Source organism: Streptomyces sp. NPDC029466 (assembly GCF_055574515.1).
Window position 1 is genome coordinate 132,263 of sequence record NZ_JBVHZH010000005.1, and the last position, 14,755, is coordinate 147,017.

The window sequence follows — 14,755 nt, forward strand, 5'->3', positions numbered from 1 at the left end:
CCCGGCCCGCCCGGCGCCCGTCGCTCAACCCACGAGGTCCAGCACCGGCCGCAGCCCTTCCGGGCGCCGGTCCACCGGCAGATGGTCCACCGGCAGGAACGAGCAGCCCAGCGCCGTGGTGCCGCCGTCCGCTCGGCGGTCGTCGCCCACCATCAGCACGGCGGACGGATCCAGCCCCAACTCCCGGCAGGCCAGGGCGAAGAGCTGCGGATCCGGCTTCTGGATGCCGTGCTCGTAGGACAGCACACAGGCGTCCAGAGAGCGGTCCAGGCCATGGCCGCGCAGCACCGGCCGCAGATCCCAGCCGATGTTGCTCAGCACGCCGGTCCGGGTGCCGCGACGGTGCAGTTCCGCCAGCACCTCGGTGGCATCGGGGTAGGGCTGCCAGGCCGCCGCCGTCATATGGCGGTCGTAGAGCGCGTCGTACAACGCGGGGTCGGGGAGCGGTACTTGGCGGGCCAGGCCGGTGTAGACCGCGCGGTGGTGGCGGGCGTCGCGGTCCCGGATCTCCCACAGGCCGGCCAGCGCGGCGGGGATCTCGACGGGCGAGGAGGAGCCGGGCAGCGCACCGGCCCGTTCCAGCGCGGCCGCCCGGCGGGCGATCTCGGCATCGGTCATGGCCGTACCGCACGCGGCCAGCGCCGCCCGCAGCCAGGACTCGGCCGGCTCGATCCGCAGCAGGGTTCCGGAGAAGTCGAAGAGCACACCCTTGATGGTTGTCATGACCGCTTCCCTGCCCACTGTGCGGCGCCGTTCCCCACCCGGGGCGCGTTCCCGGTGTACGTAGCGGCCGCCGTGGCCACCAGCGCCCCGCCCAGCAGCCAGCCCCCGACGACATCCGACAGCCAGTGCACGCCCAGATATACCCGGGTGAAGCCGACGCCGACCACCGAGACCACGGCCACCGCCCCGGCCGTCCACCGCCACAGCGACCGGGCCCCGCACCGGCACAGCAGCCACAGCACCAGCGCGCCGGCGATCAGTGCGGACATCGCGTGGCCTGACGGGAACGCCGCGTAATGCGCCGCGTCCACCGGATCCGGCCAGACCGGGCGGTCCCGGCCGACCGCCGCCTTCAGCACCTGCTGCAGCCCCGTCCCGACGAGCGCGGTGGCCGCCACCCAGAGTCCGAGCAGCCGTTCTCCCCGCCGTACGAGCAGCACCACCGCCGCCACCAGTACCGCGCGCATCATCCACGGGTCCCACAGCCAGTCGCTGAGCACCCGGTTGAGGCGGGTCCAGCCGGGCGCGGCGACGGCCGTCCGGTGCAGCGCGCCGGCCAGCGCCCGGTCCACCGCCATCAAGGGTTCCCAGCGCACGGCGACCAGGGTCAGCAGCAGACCGAAGACGAGCGCGCAGAGAACGGCGCACGGGAGGGCCGGGACACGGGAGGCGGGGGCGGGACGGCGGTCGTCGCCCACGGCGGACGACCGGACGGCAGGGCGTGGCGTCGGTGGCATATCCCGATCCTCGCCGATATCCGGCGTCCGGGGCCACGCCGACCCACCGGCCACCGCCATCGGGTCCCGGCCACCGGTCACCGGTCACCGGACACCGGCCAGGCCCTAGGTCAGGGCCCGCAGCCCGGGAATGAAGGTGACCAGCAGCGGAATCGCCGGTACCAGCGCCGCCACCGCCGTCATCCGCAGCCGGCGTCCGGGGGTGAAGCGGGGCGCGGGGGCCAGCAGCCGGTCCACCCGCTCCGGTACCTGGGCGAGCTGGGCGGGGCAGGGGCCGAACACCCCGCGGTCCTCGTTGAGTTCGACCAGGGCCAGGGCGATGGTGCGGCGGCCGAAGCGGCGCGAGGCCACATCGTCGGCGGCCAGCTCGACCAGCCGGTGCACCTGGTCGCGGAACGCCGCGAAGACCGGGACCTGCGGAAAACCGGCGGCCAGCGCCGAGGCGCAGTACAGCAGGAGATCGTGCCGGGCCCGCGCATGACCCTGCTCATGGGCGATCAGCGCATCGAGCTGATGCCCCTTCAGCCGACGCAACGCCGAAGTGGTGATGACCAGTTGAGGGGAGGCGTGGGACAGCCACCAGGCCTCCGGGCGGTCCCCCTCCAGGACGACCAGACGCTCCCCGGAAGGCTCCTCGCCGGGCAACAGCGGTGCGCGGCGCAGCAGCTCGGCCCGCCGCTGCCGCCGACGGGCGCGCACCGCCCGTACCTCGCGGGTCAGTGCGACGGCCGTCCAGGCGCCGCCGCCCGCGAGCAGCAGGGCCAGCACCCCGGCCCACGGCCCGTGCGTCTGGAGCGCGTACGCCTCGACGACGACCCGCGGGGCGAACCCGAACACCGGGCTGCGGACGGCTTCCCAGGCGGCGGCCGCGCTCAGCGACATCGCGAGCAGACAGCACAGCAGAACACCGGCCACCACGCACTGCCACACCCACAGGGCGAGCACCGGCTCACGGTCGGGCCAGTCGGAACGGGCCATCAGCCGTGGCGCCATTGCCGCGGCCAGCACGCCGAGCATCATCAGCGCGAGAGGGACCATCATGCCGTCACCCTATGAGCGCACGACTACCCGTTGGTACGGCCGCGCGACGGAAGTGATGCATACCACCCGGGCAACGGGTGTGCACGGTCAACGGGCACACGCCCCGCGCCGAACCGGACGGCAGCGCATCACCGCAGCTCACAGCGCCAGCAGCATCGCCAGCATGCCGATACCCATCGCCACCCGGCAGGCCGGCAGCACCCCGGCGCCCGCCACCGGCACCACCCCGCGCGCCGCTCCGTCCCCCGCCGCCGGCACCAGCCGCACCCCGGCCGCGAGGACATACCCCGTGAAGTAGACGAGCAGCAGCCCCGTCAGCAACGGCACACCGCCCGCCGCCGCATGCGCCATCGGGCCCGTCCCGCCCGCCTGGCTCATCTGCGCCATCTGCGCCATCTGGCCCACCTGGCCCATCTGCCCTGTGTGGACCGCCTGTTGGGGCGCCGGGATGACCATCGCGAGCGCCATGTACGCCATGGCCAGCGCGCCCACCGCATGATGTAGATGGCGGTGCGCCAGCGCCCACAGGCCCGCCGCCCCGAAGACCGCGGTGAACAGCCACGGGAACCACGACGGCGCCGCCACCGGCCAGGCCATCGCCGCCATCCCCAGCGCCATCAGACCCTCGCCGCGCGCCTCGCCCCGCTGCGCGACCGGTCCGCTGCGCGCCCGCACCAGGCAGTACGCCCCGGCGGCGGCCCCCAGCAGCACCAGCAGCCAGCCGACCCACACCGGTCCGTGCACGGAGCACCTCCCCTCGCACCCGTGGGCATCGGGGGCAGGATGCCCGCCGGGCGTCCGGCACACGGGAGCGCACGGGCGCAAAGGGGGAGCGCGGTGGTGGAGTGCCGCCGGGGCACAAAAACGGCCTCAGGGGCGGTAGCGCAGCGGATGGTCCGCCGGGACCTCGGTCAGCACGATCCGGTGGCCGTCCGGGTCGGCGATCCACATCTCGATCAGCCCCCACGGCTCCTGCACGGGCGCGCGCAGCACCTCCACCCCGTGTGCCAGCAGCTCCTGGTGCGCCGCCGCCGCGTCCGCCACCTGGAGCCACAGCTGGAGGGTCTCCGTGGGCGGCCCGGCGGCGCGGCCGGACACCTCCAGGAAGCCGCCGCCGAGGAAGTAGACCGTGCCGCGCTCGGATCCGGTACCGAACTCCCGGTAGATCTCCAGCCCCAGCGCCTTGCCGTAGAACGCCCGCGACCGCTCGGGGTCGGCCGGCCGCAACAGCACCCTGCTGCTCAGTACATGCACCATGTCCGGACCCTACGCCGCCCGCCCCGCACGGCCGGGCAACCGCCGCCGGAAGACCGTGACAATCGGCCCTGACATCGCACACCTGCCGCTTGTTAGCCTCCATGAAGCCGTCCGTCCGCCTGAGAGGACTCCCCGCGCCATGCCCACCAGCGAGCTGACCTTCCGCACCGCCCTCGATGCCGACGTCCCCGGGCTCGTCGACCTCATCGAGTCGGCCTACCGCGGGGACACCAGCCGCAGCGGCTGGACGACGGAGGCGGACCTGCTGGAGGGGCAGCGCACCGACCCGGAGGGCGTCACCGCCGTGGTGCGCAACGAGACCGGCCGGCTGCTGATCGCCGAGCGGGACGGCGTGCTGATCGCCTGCTGCCAGCTCGAACACCGCGGGGACCACGCGTACTTCGGGATGTTCGCGGTGCGCCCGGAGCTCCAGGGCGGCGGCCTCGGCAAGGTGATCATCGCCGAGGCGGAGCGGACCGCGCAGGACGTCTGGGGCGCCCGGGAGATGCGGATGACCGTCATCCGGCAGCGCACCGAGCTGATCGCCTGGTACGAGCGCCGCGGCTACCGGCGTACCGGGGAGCGCACCCCGTTCCCGTACGGCGACGAGCGGTTCGGCATCCCCCAGCGCCCCGACCTGGAATTCGAGCTGCTGGTCAAGCCGCTCGGCTAGCAGGCCGCCGGCCGCTGCTCACAGCCGCCCCGCCTGGATGATCCGTTGCAGGAACTGCCGGGTGCGGTCGTGCCGCGGAGCGCCGAAGACCTGCTCGGAGGTGCCGCGCTCCAGCACCACCCCGCCGTCCAGGAAGCACACCTGGTCGGCGACCTCCCGCGCGAAGCCCATCTCATGGGTGGCGATGACCATCGTCATGCCGTCCGTCTTGAGCTCGCGGACGACCTCCAGCACCTCGCCGACCAGCTCCGGGTCGAGCGCCGCGGTGATCTCGTCGAGCAGCAGCAGCCGGGGCCGCCCGGCCAGCGCGCGGACGATCGCGACCCGCTGTTGCTGGCCGCCGCTGAGCCGGTCCGGGTACTCCCCGGCCCGCCCGCCGAGCCCGAGCCGTTCCAGCAGCTCACGGGCGCGCGCCTCGGCCTCGGCGCGCGGCACCCCGTGCACCCGGCGGGGCGCCAGTGTGATGTTGTCCAGCACGGTCATGTGCGGGAAGAGGTTGTACGCCTGGAAGACCACCCCGATCCGGCGGCGCACCGCGTCCACATCGGCCCGTGGGTCGGTGATCTCCTCGCCGTCCAGGAAGATCGCGCCGTCGTCGATCTCCTCCAGCAGGTTCGCGCAGCGCAGCAGGGTGGACTTGCCCGAGCCGGAGGCGCCGATCAGCGCGGTCACGGTGTGCGGCGGGACCTCCAGATCCACGTCCCGCAGGACGACCGTGCCGCGTCCGTAGGTCTTGCGTACGGACTCCAGCCGCAGCACCGGCCGGTCGTCGGGCGCGGCCGGACCGGCTTTCTCCGCGGCGGCCCGCGGGGCGTCGTCCGTCGTGCTCATACCAGCCCTCCCTGGGCGCGCCTGCGGTCCATGCGAGCCGTGATCCAGTCCGTGCAGCGGGTCATCGGGATGGTCAGCGCGACGAAGACGAGCCCGGCCACGACGTACGGCGTGAAGTTGAAGTCCTTGCCGGCGATGATCTGCGCCGCGTAGACCGCGTCCACCGCGCCCGCGATGGACACCAGACCGGTGTCCTTCTGCAGCGAGACCAGATCGTTCAGCAGCGGCGGCACCACCCGCCGCACCGCCTGCGGCAGCACCACGAAGCGCAGCGCCTGGCCGCCGGAGAGCCCCAGCGACCGGGCCGCGGCCCGCTGCGAGGGGTGCACCGACTCGATGCCGGCCCGGAAGACCTCGGCGACATAGGCCGAGTACGTCAGCACCAGCGCGGACCCGCCGAGCAGCACCGGATCGGTGGTCACGCCCTGCAGCCGCAGCGCCGGCACCCCGAAGACCACCATCAGCAGACAGATGATCAGCGGCAGTCCGCGGAAGAAGTCGGTGTACGCGGCGGCCAGCGCGCGCAGCGGGAAGAACACCGGGCCGCGCAGCGTACGGGCCACCGCCAGCAGCAGCCCGAGCACCAGCACCGCCGCCCCGCACACCACCAGCAGCCGCAGATTCAGCAGCAGCCCGTCCAGCACCTTCGGCAGCGCCATCCGGGCGTACTCCAGGCTGAAGAACGTCTCGCGGGTGCGCGGCCAGCCGGGCGAGCGGGTGATGACCAGGAAGAGGACCACGCCGGTGACCAGGGTGCTCAGCGCGGCGACGGCCGTCGCCCGCCGGGCCCTGGCCCGCCGGAAACGCTCCCGCTCGATCCGCCGCGCCGAGGGCACATACCCGTCGTCGGCCCCCTCCGGTGCCGTACGGGTCTTCAACACACCCTCTCCGTACGTCACTTGAGCACCGGAACCGAAACGGCGTCGGTCAGCCACTTCTTCTCCAGCCGGGCCAGGGTGCCGTTCTTCCGCAGGGTGTCCACCGCGGCCGTCACACAGCCGGTGATCCGGCTCTCCTTGTCCAGGACCAGTCCGAACTGCTCGTCGGTGGCACCGGTGGCCGCGAACTGCCCGACCACCTCGGCGTCCTGGACCTCCGCCGAGGTGATGTAGAAGGCGGTCGGCAGATCGGTGAGGATCGCGTCGACCTGGCCGTTCTTCAGCGCGGACTTGGCCAGGTCGTTCTTCTGGAAGACGGCCGGCTGCTGCGTGGGCCGGACGGTGTCCTGGAGGACGTCCAGACTGGTGCTGCCGACCTGCGCACCGAGCTTGACCTGCCGCAGATCCGCGATGCTCTTGGCGTGCGCCGCCTTGGAGCCCTTGAGCGCGATCACTGCCTGCCGCACGCCGTAGTAGCCGGAGGAGAAGGCGACGGCCCGCTTGCGCGCGGCGCTGATGGAGATCTGGTTGATGTCAAAGTCGAACTTCTTCGCACCGGGCGCGAAGGCGTTGTTGAACGGCACGGTCTGCCAGTGCACCGCGCCCTTGTCGTAGCCCAGCTGCCTGGCGACGGCGTACGCGACCGCGGATTCGAAGCCCTTCCCGTTGGCCGGGTTGTCGTCGTGGAACCACGGCGCGTACGCGGGCTTGTCGGTGCCGACCGTGAGCGTTCCGCGGGCCACGGTGGCCAGTTGGCCGCGGGCGCAGCTCTGTTTGCCCTGCCCGGCGGCCCCCGGTTCACCGGGGGACGCGTCCTGTGGGGCACAGCCGACGGCCGCGGTGAGCAGCGCGGCGGTGGCGCAAGCGGCAAGGCGGAGGGGGCGGTTGGCGAGGCGCATGGCGGGAGCGTGGCAGTGCGCGCGGTGATCTGTCGAGATCGCCGGCGGAAATATCCGCATGCTGGAAGCACATTGCAGCGCTGTGAACTGCGGATTTCTCCGTACGCCGGGGCGGGGCCGTACGCCGGGGCGGGGCCCGAGGGAAGCGGTGCGCCCCGCCCGGCCGGGCGCCGCGCCCGCTGTCCTACGCCGTGAAGCGGACCGCCCGCCGGATCTCCGGCAGGTCGGTCACCACACCGTCCAGACCGAGCCCGCGGGCGAGACGGAGCTGGTCGTGGGTGTTGACCGTCCAGGCCACGACCTTCAGCTGTGCGGCATGCGCCCGCTCGACCAGTTCCAGGGTGAGCCGGCGGATGTTCAGCGAGAGCATCGTCGCGCCGACGGCCAGCGCCCGGTCGACGACATCGGCGCCGTAGCGGCTGCCGACCAGCGCGGTACGGACGCCGGGCAGCAGGGTCCGGATCGCGGCCAGCGCCTCGTCGTGGAAGGAGATCACATCGACCCGGTCGACCAGATCGCGTGAGCGCAGCACCTCGGCCAGCGCCTGCGCGGCCGCCACATCCTTGATCTCGGCCTGGAGCGGCGCCTTGACCGCCGCCACGACCTCCTCGAAGACGGGGATCCGCTCGCCCCGCCCGGCATCGAGCTCACGCAGTTCGGCGAGGGTGCGCTCCACGATCGGTCCGGCGCCGTCGGTGGTCCGGTCCACGTCCGCGTCGTGCATCACCACGAGCGCGCCGTCCTTGCTCAGATGCAGATCCAGTTCGATGACATCGAGGCCCTCCTGCTCGGCGCGCACGAAGGAGCGCAGGGTGTTCTCCGGCTCGACGCCCATCATCCCGCGGTGTCCGATGGTGAGAAAGGACAAGGCTGCCTCGCTTCTGTCGGCTCGGTGCCGCTGTCGGCTCGGTCCCGGTGTCGACCGTCGACCGTCGGCAGCGGCGTAACGAAATGGCGCTCAGCCTAACGGGACGGTACGGCGGAAAAAGGGGTGCCGGACCGGCCCCGGTGTGTCCAGTACGGGTACCCGCCATATCCCGCTTCCAGACCCCTCACCCTCGCGTGGGCGAGTCCCCGGCGCGCTGACGGTCCCCGGCCGCCGCGGCGCCGGGGACCGGGGTGTGTCATATGCCATACGGCTACGGACAGTAGATGTCCCGGCGGTCGGACCGCGCCGCGCCAGGAGGCGGGAAGGGGCCCTTTTCCCGTCAACAGGCCCTGGAAGAAGCGCCGAAACCCTCGCCCTCATGGCCAGGAAGTGTCGCCCAAGCCGTCACGCACAGGAAAAATCGGCGCGACTGCGGGGTGTCGGCAGAAAGATTTTCACCAGCCCCACTTGAGGCGGCGATCCTCGGCTGGTTACCGTGGGCTGACAACACGATCTACCGCCGGAGGGCAGTCATGACGGAAATTCTTTCGCCTGTGGGTGTCCAGGAGGCCACCACGACCGCGGAGAGTGTGGTCGCGCACCCGGCGTGGTCCGTGCTCAAGGACGCGGTCGAGACCATCCGCCCCTGGCAGTCCAAGGACGGTTCGATCGACCTGACGGCGGAGGGTGCGCCGAGCGCCGGCACCGTGCGCGCCGAGGTCGACCGCGTGATAGCGGCCATCGGTGAGCTCGCCCCGTTGGTGCCGCACGACGCCGCCTACCACCAGGCGCTCGCCGCCGACCTGCGCCGCTGGGCCGACAGCGGCTTCGAGGTGCCGGACTTCCTGGACTCGCTGCTCGCCTTCCAGCCCGCCCAGCAGCGCGCCGATGGCCTCCAGCACCTCGTGCTGTTCCCCATGTACACCCAGAACGGCAACCCGGACCGCAACTTCGAGGCCGTCGTCCTGCGCATGGTCTGGCCGGACTGGCTCGCCGAGCTGGAGCGCACCCGCTACGACAACCCCCTCTTCTGCGGTATCACCTTCGAGGACTTCACGGCCGGCTACGACACCCACTCCGCCGTGCTCTTCCCGGAGACCATCGCGGTGCGCGAGGCACCCGAGCGGTTCAGCTGGGGCGGGATCTTCTGTGACCGCGAGGCCGCCCGCTTCCGCCGGGTCAGCCACGCCGCCATCGAGACCCTCGGTGTCGAACTCCCCGACGACATCCGCGCGATGCTCGACGACCAGAAGCGCTGCCAGGAGGCGTTCGTCCTGTGGGACATGGTGCATGACCGCACCCACAGCCACGGTGACCTGCCGTTCGACCCCTTCATGATCAAGCAGCGCCAGCCGTTCTGGATGTACGGCCTGGAGGAGCTGCGCTGCGACCTCACCGCCTTCAAGGAGGCCGTGAAGCTGGAGGCCGAGGGGTACCCCCAGGCGCGCGATGTGCAGTTCACGGTGATCTTCGACCGGATGTTCCGGTTCCCCCTCAGTGGCGACCGGGTCCGCAACTACGACGGCCTGGGCGGCCAGCTGCTCTTCGCGTACCTGCACAAGCACGACGTCGTACGCTGGACGGACAACACACTGCACATCGACTGGGAGCGGGCGCCCAAGGTCACCAACCAGCTGTGCGGCGAGATCGAAAAGCTCTACCGCGACGGTATCGACCGGCCCAAGCTGGTCCACTGGTTCGCTGCGTACGACCTCGTCTCGACCTATCTCGCCCCGCACCCGGGCTCGGTCTGGGCCAAGGGACCCGACGCCCTCGACCTGGACCAGCCGCCGCGCAAACTCGTGGACGACGTGCTCCCCGACGAATTCCCGCTGAGCATGTTCTACGAAGCGCTCGCCAAGAAGCTGCGTGCTGTGATCGCCTCTACCAAGGGCATCACGGCCCACAGTGACGCATTGGCGGCGGCATGACGACTGACCGGAACACCCGGCCGCAGGCCGTCGAGGAGCAGGACGAGGAGGCGACGAAGATGAGTACGTCGACGCGCGGTCAGGGGCCGCTGGAGGGTGCGGTCATCGCAGTGGCGGGTGCGGCCGGACCGGCCGGCCGCGCGACACTGCTGCGGCTGGCCGAAGCGGGTGCGGTGGTGGTCGGCTCGGACTCGAACCCCGAGCGGCTGGCGGAGGCCGTGGACGCGGCGCGCTACGCCCACGGCGGCGCCACGGTGATAGGGGACACCGTTGACCTCCTCGACCTGGACCAGGCCCGCGAATGGGCGGACCGTACGGAGAAGGAATTCGGCCGGATCGACGGCCTGGTGCACCTCGTCGGCGGCTGGCGCGGTTCGTCGACGTTCGCGGAGACCGACCTGACCGACTGGGACGTGCTGCACAAGCTGCTGGTCCGCACCGTCCAGCACACCTCCCTCGCCTTCTACGAGGCCCTGGAGCGCAGCGGTAACGGCCGTTTTCTCCTCACCAGCGCGGCCGGCGCCAGCAAGCCCACCGGGGGCAACGCCGCCTATGCCGCCTCCAAGGCCGCGGCCGAGGCCTGGACGCTGGCCATGGCGGACGGCTTCCGCAAGGCGGGGGGTGAGCAGGGGCCGCGCGCCGCTGCTGCCATCCTGATCGTGAAGGCGCTCGTCAACGACCAGATGCGCGCCGAGCGACCGAATGCGAAGTTCGCGGGCTTCACGGACGTCACGGAGCTGGCCGAGGCCATCGCCGGAGTCTGGAGCCGGCCCGCCCAGGAAGTGAATGGACAGCGTCTGTGGCTGACCCCCGAGCCGTGACCGGCGCGAAGACCGACGCCCGGCAGCACCACGATCCCGAGGTACGCGGCTTCGCCAGCGACAACTACGCGGGCGCGCATCCCGAGGTGCTCGCCGCGCTCGCCCTTGCCAACGGCGGCCATCAGGTCGCCTATGGGGAGGACGACTACACCGCGCACCTCCAGCGGGTCTTCCGCAGCCACTTCGGGCAGCGCGCCGAGGCGTTCCCGGTGTTCAACGGCACCGGCGCCAATGTCGTCGCCCTCCAGGCCGTGACCGACCGCTGGGGCGCGGTGATCGCCGCCGAGTCCGCGCACATCCACGTGGACGAGTGCGGTGCGCCCGAGCGGGTCGGCGGGCTCAAGCTGCTCACCGTGCCGACCGAGGACGGCAAGCTCACGCCCGAGCTGATCGACCGCCAGGCGTACGGCTGGGACGACGAGCACCGTGCCATGCCGCAGGTCGTCTCGATTGCCCAGAGCACCGAGCTCGGCACGGTCTACACGCCCGACGAGATCCGGGCGATCTGCGAACACGCCCATGAGCGCGGCATGGTGGTGCATCTGGACGGCTCGCGGATAGCCAACGCCGCGGCGACGCTCGATGTCCCCATGCGGGCCTTCACCAACGCCGTGGGGGTCGACATCCTCTCCTTCGGCGGCACGAAGAACGGTGCGGTCTTCGGCGAGGCCGTGGTCGTGCTCAACCCCGACCGGGTGCGGGCGATGAAGCATCTGCGGAAGCTGTCCATGCAGCTGGCCTCCAAGATGCGCTTCGTCTCCGTCCAGTTGGAGGCGCTGCTGGCCAAGGACCTGTGGCTGCGCAACGCCCGGCACGCCAACACCATGGCGCAGCGGCTGGCGGCCGGGGTGCGGGAGATCGGCGGGGTGGAGATCCTCTACCCCGTGCAGTCCAACGGGGTGTTCGCCCGGCTGCCGCACGATGTCAGCGAGCGGCTCCAGAAGCGCTACCGCTTCTACTTCTGGGACGAGGCGGACGGTGTCGTGCGCTGGATGTGCGCCTTCGACACCGCGGAGGAGGACGTCGACGGCTTCCTCGCCGCACTCCGCGAGGAGATGGGCCGCTAGCCCAGTCTGCATAGCTATGCGCCCGGCCGGAAAGTCATTGACTCTCGGCCGGGCGCATAGCTACGCTCCCCGGGCATGGAGCTGATCCAGGACACCCCGGAAATCTCTGCCTACTTGGCCGCTGACGAGGTCATCGACCATGAGCATCCACGCGTCCGGGCCGTCGCGGCGGCCCTCTCCGCCGACGCACCCGATGCATACTCATACGCCAAGGCCGCCTTCGCCTTCGTCCGCGACACCATTCCGCACAGCCAGGACGTCGGTGATCCGAGGGTGACCTGGCGCGCCTCGGACGTTCTCGGGCAGCGCACCGGCATCTGTTACGCCAAGGCGCACGCCCTCGCGGCACTGCTGCGGGCGAAGGGGATCCCCACCGCGCTGTGCTACCAGAAATTCGATGTCGTCCACGGCCTGGTGGCCGTCCGGCTGCCCGGCGAGGACCGCTGGGTGCGGCAGGACCCACGCGGAAACAAGGCCGGTGTCGACGCGCAGTTCCGCCTCGACCGCGAGCAGCTCGCCTTCACCGTGCGACCGGAGTTCAATGAAGTGGACTACCCGGTGCTATTTGCTGAACCACACCCGGCCGTGCTCCAATGCCTCCGGGAGGCCGTCGACCGGCCTCACCTCTGGCAGACGCTCCCCACCGATCTCTGAGGAACGGCCCTGATGCCCAGCTCTTCGCAGGTCTCCGACCTCACCCGCACCCTGCATGTCGCCGACGAGGTGCGCGCCCTGGCGCCCGGCTTCGGCTGTCTCGCCGTGGAAGCCCACGGGCTGACCAACGGGCCCAGCGACGAGGCCGGTGCGGCGCTCCTGGACGACGCCACCCGCCGGCTGATCGCGCGCCTCGACGGGCGTGCCCCGCAGGACGATCCGCACATCGCCGCCTGGCGCGCCGCGTACACCGCCTTCGGCAGCAAGCCGTCCCGCACTCGCAACTCCGCCGAGGCGCTGGCCCGGCGCGCGCTCGCGGACGGCGGCCTGCCGCGCATCAACCGCCTCGTCGATCTCTACAACGCCATCAGCGTCGCCCACCTCATCCCCGTGGGCGGCGAGGACCTGGACCGGATCCAGGGCGGGATGCGGCTCGTACGGGCCACCGGCGACGAGCCGTTCGCGACCGCGGCCGGGGGCGCCGAGGTGATCGAGCACCCCGACGCGGGCGAGGTGGTCTGGTGCGATGACGAGGGCGTCACCTGCCGCCGCTGGAACTGGCGGCAGGGCGTCCGTACCCGCCTCACCGAGGACTCGGTCAGCGCCCTCTTCCTGCTGGAGCGGATGGCCCCCATGCCGCTCGACGAGCTGGCGGCGGCGGGCGCCGAGCTGGCCGAGGCGCTGCACCGGGCCTGCCCGGACGCCCGGATCGAGGTCGGTGAGATCTGGTCCCCGTGATCAGGGCCGTGCGGACCGGCCGGCGGAAGGGACCGCGGCCGGTCCGGTGACGGTGCGGCCGGCCACCGGGGCCGAGTGCGAGACCGCCGGGCCGGTGACGCGAAACCGCCGGGTCGGTTACGCGAGGCTGCCGGGCGCCGCGGGGGCGGTGCCGCCCAGGTGGGCCGGGATCCACCAGGTGTCCTCGGGGCCCTTGGGGCGTACGGGGTAGGCGCGCTGGGCCGCCTCCAGCAGGTCCTGCACCCGGGTCCGCAGCCGGTCGGTGATCTTCTCGGCCTGCTCGGCCGGGTCGGCCGCCATCGGCTCGCCCACCCGGATCGTTATCGGGAAGTGGTTCCGGCCCAGATCGCGCTTGTGACCCTTGGTCCACAGCCGCTGGGTGCCCCACAGCGCCACCGGCAGCAGCGGCACCCCGGCCTCCTGGGCCAGCCGCGCCGCACCCGACTTGAAGTTCTTCAGGGTGAAGCTCTCGGAGATCGTCGCCTCGGGGAAGACCCCGATGATCTCGCCCGAACGCAGCGCGGACAGCGCGTGCTTGTAGGCGTGCATCCCCTGGCCGCGGTCCACGGGGATGTGCTTCATCGCGCGCATCAGCGGGCCCGACACCTTGTGGCGGAAGACCGACTCCTTCGCCATGAAGCGCACCAGCCGCTTGGCCGGCCGTGCCGTCAGCCCGGCGAAGACGAAGTCGAGATAGCCGATGTGATTGCTCACCAGAACCGCCCCGCCGCGGCGCGGAATGTGATCCGTGCCGGCGATGTCGAATTTCAGATCGAGCGCCTTGAAGAGCGTGCGTGCGGCGCCGATCACCGGCGGATAGACGAGCTCTGCCATTGTCCGGAGGACCCCTTTTCCACGCCTGGGGAGGGTTCTCCCGGCGGAAACCTACGCAGTCGTAACTGCGGCTTTCGGGAGATCGTGCCCGATGTCGGCCGTGGCGGCCAGCGCGTCGGCCGCCCGGACCGGGAGATTCTTGTCACGTGGCGGCTTCAGCCGACCGCTCTCCGCAGCAGAAGGTACCTCCCGTACGCCGGACCGGAGGCATCCCCGGGAATCTTTGTGGTCCCGTGAACGCTGCATCCGTGGATGACGGGACGCATGGTGTGCCATCGGGGCGCTCGCGGCGACGAGGGTCTCCGGCGGTGGCAGCAACACAGCAAGAGGAGGCCGAGGGTGCGGGAGCGGGACGAGGCGGGACGGCTGGGCGCCGCCGAGATCGGGGCGGCGCTGGGGGAGCGGGCCACCCTGCTCCAGTTCTCCAGCGCCTTCTGCCAGCCCTGCCGGGCCACCCGGCGCACCCTCACCGAGGTCGCCGGCATGGTCGACGGCGTGGCCCATGTCGAGATCGACGCGGAGGACCATCTGGAGCTCGTACGACAGCTCCATGTGCAGCGCACCCCGACGGTGCTGGTGCTCGACGCGGACGGCGCGATCGTGCGCCGCGCCTCCGGACAGCCCCGGAAGGCGGATGTGATCGCGGCCCTGGGCGCGGCGGTCCGTGATTGATCTCCCAGATGACGGGCTCCCCTTGACGCTGTGGGTCACGAATCGTCACTCTGACGTGATGCGGCCAGGACCCCTTCTCTACGGACGCGCCCACGTCGACCTTCTGCGGACTGCCAGCGCCCGCTGTCCGG

Annotated in this window: 17 protein-coding genes; 7 read left to right on the forward strand and 10 right to left on the reverse strand. The window is 71.6% G+C overall.

Annotated elements, in window-relative coordinates; genetic code table 11:
- Positions 1–24: 24 nt before the first annotated feature.
- The 5 genes from ACZ4XD_RS07140 to ACZ4XD_RS07160 all read right to left on the reverse strand — a co-directional run bounded on the left by ACZ4XD_RS07140 (position 25) and on the right by ACZ4XD_RS07160 (position 3,758).
- Positions 25–723: an HAD family hydrolase gene (locus tag ACZ4XD_RS07140; RefSeq protein ID WP_468038993.1), complete on the reverse strand. Its 699-nt coding sequence runs from the start codon at positions 721–723 to the stop codon at positions 25–27.
- Positions 720–1,460, reverse strand: coding sequence for a phosphatase PAP2 family protein (locus tag ACZ4XD_RS07145; protein WP_468038995.1), 741 nt, complete (start codon positions 1,458–1,460; stop codon positions 720–722). The genes ACZ4XD_RS07140 and ACZ4XD_RS07145 overlap by 4 nt, the downstream gene beginning before the upstream one ends.
- A 105-nt stretch (positions 1,461–1,565) precedes the next feature.
- Entirely contained in the window at positions 1,566–2,501 is a 936-nt protein-coding gene (locus ACZ4XD_RS07150; RefSeq protein ID WP_468038997.1) for a M56 family metallopeptidase, read from the reverse strand.
- A gap of 138 nt (positions 2,502–2,639) precedes the next feature.
- A complete protein-coding gene (locus tag ACZ4XD_RS07155) occupies positions 2,640–3,245 on the reverse strand; it encodes a DUF5134 domain-containing protein (RefSeq protein WP_468038998.1) in 606 nt (201 codons plus the stop codon).
- Between the two features lie 126 nt (positions 3,246–3,371).
- Entirely contained in the window at positions 3,372–3,758 is a 387-nt protein-coding gene (locus tag ACZ4XD_RS07160; RefSeq protein ID WP_423606182.1) for a VOC family protein, read from the reverse strand.
- A 139-nt stretch (positions 3,759–3,897) separates the two neighbouring features.
- Between ACZ4XD_RS07160 and ACZ4XD_RS07165 the strand changes: the two genes are divergently transcribed.
- A complete protein-coding gene (locus ACZ4XD_RS07165) occupies positions 3,898–4,431 on the forward strand; it encodes a GNAT family N-acetyltransferase (protein WP_468039001.1) in 534 nt (177 codons plus the stop codon).
- Between the two features lie 18 nt (positions 4,432–4,449).
- Here the strand turns inward: ACZ4XD_RS07165 and ACZ4XD_RS07170 are convergent, their stop codons facing one another.
- The 4 genes from ACZ4XD_RS07170 to ACZ4XD_RS07185 all read right to left on the reverse strand — a co-directional run bounded on the left by ACZ4XD_RS07170 (position 4,450) and on the right by ACZ4XD_RS07185 (position 7,907).
- Complete coding sequence (locus tag ACZ4XD_RS07170) at positions 4,450–5,262, reverse strand: amino acid ABC transporter ATP-binding protein (protein ID WP_468039004.1); 813 nt, start codon at positions 5,260–5,262, stop codon at positions 4,450–4,452.
- A complete protein-coding gene (locus ACZ4XD_RS07175) occupies positions 5,259–6,143 on the reverse strand; it encodes an amino acid ABC transporter permease (protein ID WP_468039006.1) in 885 nt (294 codons plus the stop codon). Before ACZ4XD_RS07175 ends, ACZ4XD_RS07170 begins: the two co-directional genes overlap by 4 nt.
- A 14-nt stretch (positions 6,144–6,157) precedes the next feature.
- Positions 6,158–7,039 (reverse strand): ABC transporter substrate-binding protein, encoded by an 882-nt coding sequence (locus ACZ4XD_RS07180; protein WP_468039009.1) that lies wholly within the window; start codon positions 7,037–7,039, stop codon positions 6,158–6,160.
- Positions 7,040–7,223: 184 nt separating this feature from the next.
- Positions 7,224–7,907 carry a glycerophosphodiester phosphodiesterase gene (locus tag ACZ4XD_RS07185; RefSeq protein ID WP_468039012.1) on the reverse strand — a complete coding sequence of 228 codons (684 nt, stop codon included), beginning with the start codon at positions 7,905–7,907 and terminating at the stop codon, positions 7,224–7,226.
- Between the two features lie 533 nt (positions 7,908–8,440).
- Here ACZ4XD_RS07185 and ACZ4XD_RS07190 point away from each other — a divergent pair.
- From ACZ4XD_RS07190 to ACZ4XD_RS07210, 5 genes are all read left to right on the forward strand, one after another.
- The gene (locus tag ACZ4XD_RS07190; RefSeq protein ID WP_468039014.1) at positions 8,441–9,838 is read left to right on the forward strand and encodes a DUF6421 family protein; all 1,398 of its coding nucleotides are present in this window, start codon (positions 8,441–8,443) and stop codon (positions 9,836–9,838) included.
- Positions 9,839–9,897: 59 nt separating this feature from the next.
- Positions 9,898–10,659, forward strand: a complete 762-nt coding sequence (locus ACZ4XD_RS07195; protein ID WP_181018707.1) for an SDR family NAD(P)-dependent oxidoreductase — start codon at positions 9,898–9,900, stop codon at positions 10,657–10,659.
- On the forward strand, positions 10,638–11,726 hold the full coding sequence (locus ACZ4XD_RS07200; protein ID WP_468039016.1) for a threonine aldolase family protein: 1,089 nt from the start codon (positions 10,638–10,640) through the stop codon (positions 11,724–11,726). The genes ACZ4XD_RS07195 and ACZ4XD_RS07200 overlap by 22 nt, the downstream gene beginning before the upstream one ends.
- A gap of 75 nt (positions 11,727–11,801) precedes the next feature.
- Positions 11,802–12,380, forward strand: coding sequence for a transglutaminase domain-containing protein (locus ACZ4XD_RS07205; RefSeq protein WP_468039018.1), 579 nt, complete (start codon positions 11,802–11,804; stop codon positions 12,378–12,380).
- A 12-nt stretch (positions 12,381–12,392) separates the two neighbouring features.
- Entirely contained in the window at positions 12,393–13,118 is a 726-nt protein-coding gene (locus ACZ4XD_RS07210) for a B3/B4 domain-containing protein (protein ID WP_468039020.1), read from the forward strand.
- A gap of 117 nt (positions 13,119–13,235) precedes the next feature.
- Here ACZ4XD_RS07210 and ACZ4XD_RS07215 read toward each other — a convergent pair whose 3' ends face one another.
- Positions 13,236–13,952, reverse strand: coding sequence for a lysophospholipid acyltransferase family protein (locus tag ACZ4XD_RS07215; protein ID WP_467162490.1), 717 nt, complete (start codon positions 13,950–13,952; stop codon positions 13,236–13,238).
- 252 nt (positions 13,953–14,204) lie between these two features.
- Here ACZ4XD_RS07215 and ACZ4XD_RS07220 point away from each other — a divergent pair, with 252 nt between their 5' ends.
- Positions 14,205–14,624: a TlpA family protein disulfide reductase gene (locus ACZ4XD_RS07220; protein WP_468039023.1), complete on the forward strand. Its 420-nt coding sequence runs from the start codon at positions 14,205–14,207 to the stop codon at positions 14,622–14,624.
- Positions 14,625–14,755 lie beyond the last annotated feature (131 nt).

Bases quoted from the DNA above. Each gene is read 5' to 3' on its own strand.
- ACZ4XD_RS07140 (WP_468038993.1), bottom strand. From the start codon at position 723: ATGACAACCATCAAGGGTGTGCTCTTCGACTTCTCCGGAACCCTGCTG.
- ACZ4XD_RS07145 (WP_468038995.1), bottom strand. From the start codon at position 1,460: ATGCCACCGACGCCACGCCCTGCCGTCCGGTCGTCCGCCGTGGGCGAC.
- ACZ4XD_RS07150 (WP_468038997.1), bottom strand. From the start codon at position 2,501: ATGATGGTCCCTCTCGCGCTGATGATGCTCGGCGTGCTGGCCGCGGCA.
- ACZ4XD_RS07160 (WP_423606182.1), bottom strand. From the start codon at position 3,758: ATGGTGCATGTACTGAGCAGCAGGGTGCTGTTGCGGCCGGCCGACCCC.
- ACZ4XD_RS07165 (WP_468039001.1), top strand. From the start codon at position 3,898: ATGCCCACCAGCGAGCTGACCTTCCGCACCGCCCTCGATGCCGACGTC.
- ACZ4XD_RS07170 (WP_468039004.1), bottom strand. From the start codon at position 5,262: ATGAGCACGACGGACGACGCCCCGCGGGCCGCCGCGGAGAAAGCCGGT.
- ACZ4XD_RS07180 (WP_468039009.1), bottom strand. From the start codon at position 7,039: ATGCGCCTCGCCAACCGCCCCCTCCGCCTTGCCGCTTGCGCCACCGCC.
- ACZ4XD_RS07190 (WP_468039014.1), top strand. From the start codon at position 8,441: ATGACGGAAATTCTTTCGCCTGTGGGTGTCCAGGAGGCCACCACGACC.
- ACZ4XD_RS07195 (WP_181018707.1), top strand. From the start codon at position 9,898: ATGAGTACGTCGACGCGCGGTCAGGGGCCGCTGGAGGGTGCGGTCATC.
- ACZ4XD_RS07205 (WP_468039018.1), top strand. From the start codon at position 11,802: ATGGAGCTGATCCAGGACACCCCGGAAATCTCTGCCTACTTGGCCGCT.
- ACZ4XD_RS07210 (WP_468039020.1), top strand. From the start codon at position 12,393: ATGCCCAGCTCTTCGCAGGTCTCCGACCTCACCCGCACCCTGCATGTC.
- ACZ4XD_RS07215 (WP_467162490.1), bottom strand. From the start codon at position 13,952: ATGGCAGAGCTCGTCTATCCGCCGGTGATCGGCGCCGCACGCACGCTC.
- ACZ4XD_RS07220 (WP_468039023.1), top strand. From the start codon at position 14,205: ATGACGGGACGCATGGTGTGCCATCGGGGCGCTCGCGGCGACGAGGGT.